Annotated in this window: 10 protein-coding genes; 5 read left to right on the top strand and 5 right to left on the bottom strand. The window is 43.1% G+C overall.

Annotated elements, in window-relative coordinates:
- Positions 1 to 12 precede the first annotated feature (12 nt).
- From BBH88_RS19260 to BBH88_RS12615, 5 genes are read left to right on the top strand one after another with little or no spacing between them, the layout of a single operon-like run.
- Positions 13 to 1539, top strand: a complete 1527-nt coding sequence (locus tag BBH88_RS19260; protein ID WP_065536729.1) for a hypothetical protein — start codon at positions 13 to 15, stop codon at positions 1537 to 1539.
- A 14-nt stretch (positions 1540 to 1553) separates the two neighbouring features.
- Complete coding sequence (locus BBH88_RS12630; protein WP_006831174.1) at positions 1554 to 2546, top strand: AAA family ATPase; 993 nt, start codon at positions 1554 to 1556, stop codon at positions 2544 to 2546.
- Complete coding sequence (locus BBH88_RS12625) at positions 2543 to 3403, top strand: DUF58 domain-containing protein (RefSeq protein ID WP_006831175.1); 861 nt, start codon at positions 2543 to 2545, stop codon at positions 3401 to 3403. Before BBH88_RS12630 ends, BBH88_RS12625 begins: the two co-directional genes overlap by 4 nt.
- Positions 3404 to 3414: 11 nt before the next feature.
- Entirely contained in the window at positions 3415 to 5148 is a 1734-nt protein-coding gene (locus tag BBH88_RS12620) for a vWA domain-containing protein (protein ID WP_065536730.1), read from the top strand.
- Complete coding sequence (locus tag BBH88_RS12615) at positions 5129 to 7702, top strand: VWA domain-containing protein (protein WP_065536731.1); 2574 nt, start codon at positions 5129 to 5131, stop codon at positions 7700 to 7702. Before BBH88_RS12620 ends, BBH88_RS12615 begins: the two co-directional genes overlap by 20 nt.
- Positions 7703 to 7768: 66 nt before the next feature.
- Here the strand turns inward: BBH88_RS12615 and BBH88_RS12610 are convergent, their stop codons facing one another.
- The 5 genes from BBH88_RS12610 to BBH88_RS12590 form a co-directional block, all read right to left on the bottom strand.
- Positions 7769 to 8959, bottom strand: coding sequence for an MFS transporter (locus BBH88_RS12610; RefSeq protein WP_006831178.1), 1191 nt, complete (start codon positions 8957 to 8959; stop codon positions 7769 to 7771).
- 106 nt (positions 8960 to 9065) lie between these two features.
- A complete protein-coding gene (locus BBH88_RS12605) occupies positions 9066 to 10142 on the bottom strand; it encodes an ABC transporter substrate-binding protein (protein WP_006831179.1) in 1077 nt (358 codons plus the stop codon).
- Positions 10139 to 10945: an ABC transporter permease gene (locus BBH88_RS12600; RefSeq protein ID WP_065536732.1), complete on the bottom strand. Its 807-nt coding sequence runs from the start codon at positions 10943 to 10945 to the stop codon at positions 10139 to 10141. The genes BBH88_RS12605 and BBH88_RS12600 overlap by 4 nt, the downstream gene beginning before the upstream one ends.
- The gene (locus BBH88_RS12595) at positions 10929 to 11753 is read right to left on the bottom strand and encodes an ABC transporter permease (protein WP_065536733.1); all 825 of its coding nucleotides are present in this window, start codon (positions 11751 to 11753) and stop codon (positions 10929 to 10931) included. The genes BBH88_RS12600 and BBH88_RS12595 overlap by 17 nt, the downstream gene beginning before the upstream one ends.
- Positions 11743 to 12849 carry an ABC transporter ATP-binding protein gene (locus BBH88_RS12590; protein WP_006831182.1) on the bottom strand — a complete coding sequence of 369 codons (1107 nt, stop codon included), beginning with the start codon at positions 12847 to 12849 and terminating at the stop codon, positions 11743 to 11745. Before BBH88_RS12590 ends, BBH88_RS12595 begins: the two co-directional genes overlap by 11 nt.
- Between the last annotated feature and the right edge of the window lie 15 nt (positions 12850 to 12864).

Raw genomic sequence — 12864 nt, 5'->3', positions numbered from 1 at the left:
GGAGGGATTCTCATGAACAATCGTGATATACGCATCTATGTTAAAAAAGTTGAGCGGCTGTTAAAGACGCTTCATATCAGTCGTGTTTTTCAGTTTGCTTTATTTGCAGGTCTGGCTTTAGCTACAGCATTACTGTTAGTATCACGATTGTTCGTGCTTCCTTATTATGAATTTTATGCATATGTAGCAGGAATTGCTGTCGTGATAAGTTGGGTTGTGTTGTCTAGTAAAGGCTTGCCCAATGTGCAAAAAGCAGTGCAAGAACTGGACCGTTTTACACCTCATAATCAGTTGCTGACCGTGTGGAAGCTAACAGATCGCAACGCGTTGACTGAAGAATTGACTCGTGAAACAGCCAAGACCATTCCGTATAGCTACCAATTGTTCCGCAAAGAACGCAAAGTATGGCTACGTCCTAAGTGGTTAATTGGAGCGATCATTAGCGCGACGTTCATGGTCTTGCTTTTAGTCTTTCCTAGTAATTTGCAAAATCAAGCAACTGATGTGGAAAAAGAACTTGAATTGGTAGAAGATATTAAGAAAGAAATTGATGAAATCAAAAAACAAGCAGAAACAAAAGTAGTTAAAAAAGAATTGAATACATTACAAGCAACAATCGAAGACAAAGAAAATCCAGAAGCCATATTAAAAGAAATCGTCAAAAAACAAAAAGAATTGGATTTGAAAAAACGTCAGCTGGCAGAAGGCAAAAATCCAGATGCTAAAGAGATTAGCGAAGATATTGAAAAAGCTGCTGGGCAATTAGCTGAAAAGGCCGGAAACACACAAACAGCTTTAAGCAATATGGGGAAACCCGTAGCATTTCCATTGCAGCAAACCATCGCCAAGCGAGAGCAATTAACTAGTAGCAAAGAAAATGATTCTTCTGAAGGCCAATCTTCTGACACTGAAGGAAAATCCGGTGAATCTAATTCTACTGGGCAAGCATTAGAAAATGAAGAAAGTGAAACTACTGGAGAAGCTGGAGAGTCAGAATCGGAGTCAAAAAATAGCCAATCACAAAACCAAGGACAAGGACAAGGACAAGGGCAAGGGCAAGGGCAAGGGCAAGGACAAGGACAAGGACAAGGACAAGGACAAGGACAAGGACAAGGACAAGGACAAGGACAAGGACAAGGACAAGGACAAGGACAAGGACAAGGACAAGGACAAGGGCAAGGACAAGGACAAGGACAAGGACAAGGACAAGGACAAGGACAAGGACAAGGTCAGGGCCAAGGTGCAGGTCAAGGCGGTGGAGCTGGTAAAGGTCAAGGTAGCCGAGATCTGTTAACTGTACCTTCTCGAATTGGAGGGCAAAGTGACACGTCAGTCGTTAGCGGAAAAGTAGGAGAAGGAGAGGCGGCCGGCGAACAGTACGGCGCTGTTCCAGCGACAAAAGGAACGGTTCAGCCTTATGCGGACGTAGTGGGGGATTACTCGACTTCATATTTCTCTAGTGCGGATCGTCTGCAATTACCGCCTGATTTGCAAACCATTGTAGAACAGTACTTTACAGATATTGAAACCGACAAATAGAAAAGAGGGTTTTTATGACATACACAACCGATCAATTTACAGAAATGAGCCAATTGCTTCAAGAAGTCAAATCCGAAATTGGACGGTTTATCGTCGGGCAAGAAAGTGCGGTTGAGTTTTCCTTATACGCTATTTTAGCGGATGGTCATGCCTTACTAGAAGGATTACCTGGTCTTGGTAAAACAATGTTAATTCGAACCATTTCGGATGTGCTCGATTTGTCGTTTTCAAGAATTCAGTTTACACCCGATTTGATGCCTTCAGATATTACGGGAACCAGTCTTATTGAACGAGATACACAAGGGCGCCAGCAATTTACTTTTCGAGAAGGTCCGATTTTTCATCAAATGGTGCTAGCAGATGAAATCAACCGTGCTACACCGAAAACACAAAGTGCGTTGCTAGAGGCGATGGGTGAAAAGACAGTGACCATACTTGGTGATACGAAAAAAATGGCACGACCATTTTTCGTCTTGGCAACACAAAATCCCATTGAAATGGAAGGAACGTATCCTTTGCCAGAAGCACAAATGGACCGTTTTCTTTGCAAAATCCTTGTTGCTTATCCAAGCCGTAATGAACTTGCAGAAATTAGCCGCAGAACGACGGGCTCTCAAACCATTAATCTTAATAAGAAGATGAATACAACCAGCTTAATTGATGCACAAGATATGGTGAAAGAAGTGTTGATGGCAGAAGATATTTTGATGGTAGCTGTCGACATGATTCAAAGCACACATCCCGAGCATTCAGAACACGAAGCGATTCAACAATATGTTCAATACGGTAGCGGCCCGCGTGGTCTTCAAAGTTTGATTCGTCTTGCGAAAGCACGTGCGTTAATGGAAGGACGTTACCATGTGTCGATTGGGGACTTAAAACATGTGGCAAAACCTGTATTAAGACATCGCTTATTGTTAAATTACGAAGCTGAAGCGATGGGGAAAAACGCAGATGAGTTGATCGATAGTGTGCTAAGTGCTGCTGGTAAAGGCGTCTTGAAATGACTTTATTGAATTTGCCAGCTGATTGGGGCTCGCGTCTTAGTCGCTATGTCATTGGAACAAAAGCAAAAATTAAGGGACACCATAAAGGTTCTCACCGGTCGATGCGTTTTGGTAGTTCACTGGATTTTTCTGATTTTCGTGAATACCATCCGGGAGACGATGTCCGCCATATTGACTGGAACGTTTATGCACGAACTGAACGCGTCTACATTAAACGTTTTCTAGATGAACAAGAAATGCGTATCCACATCTTGCTTGATAGTTCAAAATCAATGGACAATAAATGGCTATTTGCGAAGCAATTGGCGTTTTCACTTGGCTTAATGGTGTTAGGAAGTGATGACCGCTTAACGGTGTCAGCTGGGCAAAAACAAATGATTCCTTTTCGTAAAAAAGGAAAATCAGCCAAAAAGCTGTTTGAACATTTTGTATCTGCTATGCCAGACCCTGAAAACGTGTCGTTTGCGAGTCAGGCAAGTTTTCATGCCGCAAAAGATTCTACGGTATTATTCATCGTGTCCGATGGCTTAGAACCGCTGGAAGATTGGCAGGTGTTTTTCAGACAGGCTCCGGCTTTTGCGCACGATATCCGGTTTATTCATTTGACTACACAAGACGAACGACTGCCGTCTTATAAAGGTGATTTGCGTTTTATCGACGATGAGACGCAGCAAGTAACGAGCGTGACGGTGACAGAAGAAGCACTTCGTGCATACCAAAAGCAAAGTGAGCTTCATAGTAAAGGTTTGGAATCTCTTTGTCGCACATATGGCATTGCTTATTTGCCAGTACACGTAGAAGACGGAATCGAGCAAGTGTTATTTCATCAAATGATACGCAAAAACTGGATTGGGTGAGGTGAAGCGGCATGGGAGCAGCAAATTGGGGAATGATTTGGACGGCAATTATGCCGCTAGCCGTCATTCTTTATTATTTCTTTAGAAAAAAATACAAAGATCAGTACGTTTCTTCAATCTTATTTTGGCAAGAACGAATGAAAGAGCTGCAAGCATCGCCTTATTTAAAAAAGTTACAGCATCATTTATTGTTTTATCTTCAATTGGCAGCACTTATTTTTTGTGTAATTGCGTTAATCGAGCCTTTTAGCGAATCAGAAACATTAGCTGGTAATGACTTTATTTTTATTGTGGATACGTCAGCAACGATGCTCGCAGGTTCTCCAACGCATTTTGAAAAACAGCAGGCCAAGATGAAGAAATTGGCGTCACAAGCAGGAGGCAAGCCCGTCACAATTGTTACGACCGGTAGTAGCCCAGAGGTCATCATTCGCAACGAGCAAGATTTTGAGCGAGTTGAAAACGCAATTGACCAACTAGCGGTAAGTTATGAAAATGCCGAAATCGAGCAAACGATTTTATTTGCGGATACGCTTGCGACCACTGACTCAACGATTATTCACATTTTCACCGATCATTTAGACCGCGCTATCCTTGCCAATAAAACCGGTCAAAGCTATCAAGTTCATGGCTATTCAGAAAAATTGAACAATGTAGCCATTCGCCAACTGGGTCTTTCGGAAACGGATAAAGACATGCGAGGTATCGTTCAAGTAGTCAATAATAGCGAAAAACCCATGAATGCTACTGTGCGTTTATCATCTGGCAGTTTCGAAAAAGCAGTAGAAGTAAAACTTGAAGCGGCGGAAGAATTGCTCGTTCCGTTTGAAGAGTTGCCAAACGACAAGCTATGGCAAGCAGAGCTAGAAGTGTCGGATGATTATGCCGCGGATAACACAATGGCAACATATTTAGCCCCGCCAGTTAACGCAGTTGTTATTGACTCGACTTTGCATGAATTAATCGCAAGTGGTTTTCGTTCACTCGCTTTAGATGTTAGTTTAGCCGAATCCACTCAATTGCAGCCAAACGCTGGATTGCCCCTAGTTACCAATCAACGTGATTTACTAGAAGCAACGACACCCATTTTAATGTTTGGGAGAAATGATGAAAATCCGTTTGAAGTGACCGGACAAATTGAGACAAAGCCACATCCACTTTTCACATATGCCTCATTGGATGAAGTTTATGTTTCACAACTGTATCCGCCTTTTGAAGGCTATGAAACCATCGCCACAATAGATGACCATCCCTTTATTCAAGTTTCTCCAAAAGGAGATATTGTCGTGCTGACAGATGTTCAATTGACCGACTGGCCGCTTTCTCCTTCTTTTCCTTTGTTTTTATGGAGCGCAATGGAAAGTTTATCAGGCGATGCGGAATTTCTTGGTTTTTTCCAACCGAACGAACATCGATCCGTTTCGTTAGCTTCACCAACAGGAGAATGGGAAATTTTTCGAGACGGTGCTTATCGCCATTCCTATATTGAAGGAAGCGGACCTTTTGTGGCACCTAACGAACCGGGTGTTTACCAAGTAGTGGGTGACGAAAAAGACATGACCATGATTGTACAGCTACCTTCTCAAGAAAAGGAGCTTTCTGCTGGGTCGTCTTATGCAATGGGGCAGGCGAAAGCTGCACAAGATACCGTTCGTTTTTCGTTTGTGCCATTTATTATAGGAATAATCTTACTGTTAGTGCTTCTGGAATGGGAGGTGTACCGTCGTGGAATTGCAACCCGATAAACCAATCTGGCTGTTGTTACTCATTCCGGCACTGTTTTATTTTGGCTGGTTTGCACTCAAGCATTCTTCAGCTAGCTCTAAAATGATAAAGGCTGTGTTTGTTTTTAGAACCGTGGCTGTCACGTTGTTGATTTTCGCTTTGGCAGCTCCTTCGTTATTCAGTCCTGTAAAAGAAGAGCAGGTTATTTTTCTTATGGACCGTTCTGCGTCTCTTGAAGGAATGCAAACAGCAATGACGGTGGCAATAGAAGAAGCATTAGAAGCCAAAAAAGATCATCAGTCTATCGCGGTCTATACATTTGCGGAGGATTTCCAAAGCTTGTTACCAATGACCAACGATCCGCAAACTTTACCGGCAGAACTAACCGTTGGAAACAGTAGCCACACCAATATCGCCCGGGCGTTAGAACTCGCTTCAAATAGTGGAGATACTGACTTAGCGACGCGACTTGTCATTTTAACGGATGGCAATGAAACACAATCATCTGCTATCGAAAGTTTAAATCGACTACAGTCTGAGCGTCTTCAAGTGGATATATGGCCGGTCGAACAAATCGCTAAAAATGATATGGCGATTAGCCGCTTTGAAACGCCATCACGTGCATTTTTAGGTGAATCGCAAACCTTTACTGTAGCCATTGACTCAGATGCTGAATCAATAGCTAAACTTATTTTTTCTGCCAATGATAAAGAGTTGGATAGTAAAGAGGTCAAAGTCGTAGAAGGTCAAAATGTCTATAGCTATTCGTATCCTGCCAATTCGGAAGGGCTTCAAAAGTATGAAGTCCGTTTAGAAACGGCGAAAGATGCGTACCTTGAAAACAATTCATTGTTTAGCATTACAGAAGTTTCTGGAAACCCAGAAGTGCTAGTCGTGAACGGCGGTGTTCCAAGTCCAATTCCAGGTTTATTGGATACGAATAATTTAGGCGTAACGGAACTAGCTGCTGACCAATTGCCGAGCAGTTTGTCTGCCGTACTTCGTTATGATTCGATTATTTTTGATAATGTCTCTGGAACATCTGTAGGAGAACAACAAATGGCCATTATTGAACAAGCGGTTCGTCAATTTGGTGTTGGGTTTATGATGGTTGGTGGTGATCAAAGCTTTGGTCTAGGCGGATATTTTAAAACGCCAATCGAGCGTTTATTGCCAGTCGAAATGGAAGTTAAAGGCAAGCATGAATTGCCTTCACTCGGCTTGATGATTGTTATGGACCGCTCGGGAAGCATGATGGGCATGAAAATGGAACTAGCGAAAGAAGCAGCTGCTCGTTCTGTTGAACTGTTACGACCCGATGATACATTAGGCGTAATCGCATTTGATGACAAACCGTGGGAAATTTTGCCGACAGCTAAAGTAGCCGATCCGGAAAAAGCAGTAGACAAAATTTTGAGTATTACACCAGGTGGTGGAACTGAAATCTATCGTTCGTTGCAGCAGGCCTATATGGAATTAGAAGATTTAAAACTGCAGCGCAAACATATTATCCTGTTAACAGATGGACAATCCGCGACATCCAATGATTATGATGCGTTAATCGAAAACGGGAAAGACAATAATATTACCTTATCGACCGTCTCCATTGGACAAGATGCAGATCGAAATTTATTAGAGCAACTAGCTAATACAGGTAGCGGGCGATTTTACGACGTCACAGATGCCACGACAATCCCCGCTATTTTATCCCGTGAGACGATTATGATGTCGCGAACTTACATTGTCGATAAGCCGTTTTATCCGGTGGTATACGACAGCAAATGGAATCCTTTATTTGCAGACGGTGTACCACAGCTGAATACCTATATTGCAACCACTGCGAAAAGCACAGCTTTAGTAGCACTTGAAAGTGAAGAAGAAGATCCCGTACTAGCGAGTTGGAATTATGGCCTTGGAAAAACGATTGCCTTTACATCTGGAAGCGGGGCATGGAGCGGAGATTTTCAGAGTTGGTCGAAGTGGCCAGATTTTTGGAATAAAACTGCAGCTGAATTGCAGCCTACGTTTGAAGAAATTCCTTTTTCAGTCGCGCGAAAAGAACAAGGCGTTTACACAGTCGAAGATCCTACTCATAGCTCGGCAATTTTAACGGTTGCGGCAGTGGATGAGCAAGGCAACGAGATTCCGTTGCAGACGGAACCGGTAGCACCTGGGAAAGTAGAAGTGAAAATCGATGCTGAGCCCGGATTAGTATTTTTTAGCATCAGTAACGAAACAGGAGCTGCCTACAAAACAGGCCTGACGATCCCTTATGGTGATGAATATCAAACGGCAGAGGCGAACATGTCTTTAATGACGACACTGGCTGAGCGGACAGGTGGACAGGTCTTAGAGACATTAGACGCAGCATTTCGGGATATGTCTTACGAGAGTGGCAGTATTCGGTCGATTCAACTGATTGTCCTGTTTATCGCAATGATCTTGTTTTTTACAGATATCACGCTTCGTCGTTTCGGACTTCCGGCACCTCTAGTTAAGAGAAAAGCTGCAAAAGAAGAAGATTCTTCGCCTACGGCAATTGATCAATTAATAAAAGCGAAAAGCAAAAAATAATTTTTCTTTACTACCCAAAAACAGTAGCCCAAACCTTTAAGGTCCGGGCTACTGTTTTTTAGTTTGTTAACTCCGGCTCGTAGCCAAAAGCTGCTGCTTTCGCATCGACCACGTATTGGCGATAAAGAAACATGTGATTAGAATAGCGGTTCCTAAAATATAGGGATAGCTCATATTGATATCAAAAAGAATACCGGCAAGTGCAGGACCAATCATATTGCCTAAACTCATATAAGCATTGTTCATGCCGGCAGCAAAGCCTTGCTCATCCCCCGCCAATTTGGAAATCAGCGTATTGATGGCTGGACGAAGCAGGGAGGCAGCGGTGAAAAATACCGCGGATACCATTAAAATCGCCCAGAAAGAACTAACAAACAAAATACTGATCATTGCGCCGGCAGACACTAGAAGATTGACTAGAATAACTTTCATTTCGCCAAAACGCTTAAAGAGTTTATCGATGACGAAAGTCTGGACGATTACTCCGACAAAGCCGCCGATTGTAATTAAAATCGCAATTTCTTTCGGTGTGAAACCAAACTTTTTATCAGCGTACAAAGCGATGGTCGACTGGAAGTTGGACAAACCGAAAGCGAAAATGAACATCACCAACAGCATGACAAAGTAAGGCGTATAGGTGGAGCGCTTCATCTGCTGGAGCAGATTTTCAGATTTTGCATCAGCAGCTTGAATCGTAGGCGCGACATCCGGCAGTACTGCAAAAGAAATGAAAGCTGCGATCAGCGCAACAGCAGTGGCAATATAGAACGGAAACTGAATGCTGACTTCCGCTAAAAATCCGCCGATACCGGGGCCAATCATAAAACCAAGGGACATGGAGGCGCCGAGCAGACCCATACCTTTTCCGCGTTCTTCATATGTGGTAATGTCTGCAACAAATGCCATCATCGGTGGAATCAGGAAAGCCGCGCCCAGTCCGCTGAAGAAGCGGGCAACGTAGAGTATCCACAAGTGAGAAGCGAGTCCGAATGCCAGCTGAGACAATCCGAAAACAATCAATCCGAAGATGATTAGTTTTTTGCGGCCATATTTATCGGAAAGCTGCCCGGAGAGAGGAGAGAATAGGAATTGGGCAAAAGCAAAAGTGGCAATCAATGTGCCAAGGGCTTGACCTGCCACACCGAATGTATCCAGATAAGCAGGCATGATTGGAATGATTAATCCGATGCCACTCATGGCAATAAACATATTGAACATCAGCACATAAAGTGCAAACTTATTTGATTTAACGGCCATAAAGAGACCTTCTTTCGTTGTTATTTCGCATTACTAAATTTTAGTCTTTAGAATCTACATACTATACCCCAAATTCCACAAAAAAAACAGGCAAAATTTTTGCCTGTTAATTTTCCATATCCATTTTAAATTCCAGAAATAACTCATTGTACGTTCCAAGCATTTCGAGTCCAAGGTTTTCATAGACTTCTAGGCGTTCTCGCAGTTCTTCCGGTGGATAGAAACGTTCATCTCTTGTAACCTCGGGATCCATTAGGGTTATTGCCTGTTCATTCGGTGTAGAGTAGCCGACATAATCCGCGTTTTGGGCAGCTACTTCAGGATCGAGCATGAAGTTAATGAAAGCATGAGCGCCTTCGACATTGTCAGCTGTTTTTGGAATAATCATATTATCAAACCATAAGTTTGAACCTTCTTCTGGAACCGAGTAGTCAATGTCTTCATTGATCCACATCATGTCAGCTGCTTGTCCAGACCAAGTTAAAGCGACAGCGGCTTCCTCACGGCGCATCATTTCGACGATTTCATCACCGATGATGGCTTTGACATTGGGACCAAGAGTTTTTAACTTATCTGTAGCTTCACGTAATTCGTCCATATCGGTCGAATTCAGAGAGTAGCCAAGACTGTTCAAGCCCATGCCGATAACTTCGCGTGCACTGTCGACAAGAATGACTTCCTGCTGGAGCGTTGGGTCCCACAAGTCGTCCCAGCTCTCAAAAGTCTGACCTTCTAGCAATGTCGGATTGAATGCAATGCCGACAGTTCCCCAGAAATAAGGAACCGAGTATTCATTGCCTGGATCAAAAGGGAGATCAAGAAAATAAGGATCGATATTCTGCAGATTCGGAATCAAATCGTGGTCAATCGGCTGAAGCAAGTTGTTTTCTTTCATTTTTTCAATAGCATATTCAGAAGGCACAGCCACATCATAGGTCGTACCGCCTTGCTCAATTTTGGTCATCATTGATTCGTTTGAATCGAATGTTTCATAAACCACTGAGATATTGGTTTCTTCTTCGAATTGGTCGATTAGTTCGGGATCAATATACTCACCCCAGTTGTAAACGGAAATGGTACCACCGCCAAATATTGCTGAACTCTTTTCCAACACATTGACGGTATATAACAGAATGGCCGATACAATAACAATAGCAATTGTGGCTCTTATAATTTCTTTCATGTTTTGGCGCCTCCAGTCCCAGGGGATTGTCCCGCACGTTGATTAAAGAAGTAATAGCCGAGGACCAGTCCGAGCGTTACCACGAATATTAATGCGGAAAGAGCATTGATGGTCAATGTGATTCCAGCTCTTGCCATTGAGTAGATTTCGATGGATAAAGTCGAGAATCCATTCCCTGTGACGAAAAAAGTCACAGCGAAATCGTCCAGCGAATAAGTCAGGGCCAGGAAAAATCCAGCAAAAATTCCCGGTTTGATATACGGAATAATCACGCGCGTCAGAATATCACGTTTGGATGCACCAAGATCAGTTGCAGCATCAATCAATGAACTGCTCATTTCCTGAAGTTTCGGCAAAACCATAATTACTACAATTGGAATACTAAAAGCGATGTGTGAAATCAGAACAGACGCAAAGCCCAATTTAACGCCGATCATAGTGAACAAAATAAGAAACGACGCACCGATAATGACATCCGGACTGACAATCAAGATAGTGTTCAATGATAGAACCGTTTTACGTGTTTTGCGGTTTCGCAAAAATACGATACCAATAGCACCTAGGACACCGACTGCTGTTGAAATAAGAGAAGACAGCAAAGCAATAATTACAGTATTCATCAAGATGATCAATAGCCGTGTATCATTGAAGACAGCGCCGTAATGTTCCCAAGTAAATCCTTCGAAACTCGACATGGTGCCGCCGCTGTTAAATGAATAAAAGATCAAATAGAAAATGGGCGCATAGAGAATGGCAAAGACGAGAACCAAATAGATTTTTGCCAGCTTACTTAGTTTTGCCATTATATGAGCCTCCTTTTTCTTTCTGACCTGTCAGCATCATGATGATGATCATAAACAGGATCAAGAACACAGCAATGGTTGAACCCATGCCCCAATTCTGGGTCACCAGAAATTGCTGCTCAATAGCCGTACCAAGTGTGATGACCTTGTTTCCCGCAATCAGGCGGGTGATGACAAAAAGCGACAGAGCAGGGATAAATACCGCTTGTACACCTGATTTCACACCGTTAATGGCTAATGGAAAGACGATACGTCTGAAGGTGGTGAAAGACGATGCACCCAAGTCCCGTGAAGCGTCAACCAATGCCGGATTAATTTTGTCTAGTGAATTGAAAATCGGCAGCACCATGAACGGAATAAAAATATAAACAGAAACAAAGATAAAGCTGAAATCAGTAAACAAAATTTGCCACGGTCCTGCACCCAGCGTCTGCAGAAGTTTGTTGGCAGGTCCGTATAATCCGAAAATCCCAATAAAGGCATAGGCTTTCAGCAACAGGTTGATCCATGAAGGAATGATGATCAGCAACAGCCATAGCTGCTTATGCTTGGTCTTAGTCAGCCAATAAGCTGTTGGATAAGCAATCACAATGGTGATCAAGGTAATCAGGAAGGCATACCAGAAAGAACTTAAGGTCATCCGCAGATAAACAGAGGAAAAAAAGTTTTGATAGTTTTCCAGCGTGAATGCACCGGTCAAATCCAAGAAGGAAAAATAGAAGATTAACGCAATCGGAACAATGACAAACAAGGCAATCCATATATAATAAGGAACAAGGTATAACGGGCGTGACGGATTATCTTTCATTGACGGACGCTCCGTAGGACTCTAGACGTGCATCAAACGCCTCTTCCGATTCGTTTAAGCGCATAACATGAATCGCTTCAGGCGAAAAATCCAAGCCGATGTGAGAACCGACCTCCACTTTTTTCGTGGAATGGACCAGCCACTCATTGCCCGCTTCATCAATTGTAGAAATTTCAAAATGGACACCTCTGAACAATTGGGTATCAACCGTAACGGCCATTTTTCCGGCACCAGTAGGCGTAATTTCCAGATCTTCCGGACGGATGACGATTTCCACTTGTTCATGGGGATTCAATCCGGCATCGACGCATTCAAAATCCTTATTAGCAAAACGAACCTGGTAATCCGCAGTCATTTCACCGCTGACGATATTCGATTCTCCGATAAAGTCAGCGACAAAACGGTTGATTGGTTCGTCGTAAATATCCATAGGAGTGCCGCTTTGTTGGATTTGTCCAGCGTTCATGACGAAAATCTCATCAGACATCGCAAGTGCCTCTTCTTGGTCATGCGTAACAAAGACAAAGGTTTTGCCGAGCCGCTGTTGCAGTTCACGCAATTCATATTGCATTTCAGTCCGTAATTTCAAATCCAAGGCAGCAAGCGGCTCGTCGAGCAAAATAACTTCCGGATCGTTGACAATGGCTCTGGCAATTGCGACGCGTTGGCGCTGGCCGCCAGACATTTCGGCTATCTCGCGTTTCTCATAGCCTTGAAGATTGACGAAAGCCAGGGCTTCTCTTACACGCCTCTCGACTTTAGGGCCTTTGATTTTCTTGATGCGTAGCCCGAATGCAATATTTTCAAAGACATTCAAATGAGGAAACAGTGCATAATCCTGAAATACCGTATTGACCTGGCGCTGATTGGCCGGTACTGTGTTCACTTTTTTGCCATCTATATAAATATCTCCGCTGGTTGGTTTAGTGAAGCCGGCAATCAGGCGCAATATAGTCGTTTTCCCGCAGCCTGAAGGACCAAGTAGCGTGTAGAATTTTCCTTTTTCAAGTTCGAAGCTGACGTTGTTCAAGACATTGCCAACACCTTCAAATGTCTGAGTGACATTTTCAAATCGTATAATGGATGTTTCGGTCATAAGATCCCTCCTGAA

The sequence above is a fragment of the Planococcus antarcticus DSM 14505 genome, assembly GCF_001687565.2.
GTDB lineage: Bacteria > Bacillota > Bacilli > Bacillales_A > Planococcaceae > Planococcus > Planococcus antarcticus.
This window is presented reverse-complemented; position numbering and strand designations above follow the sequence as displayed.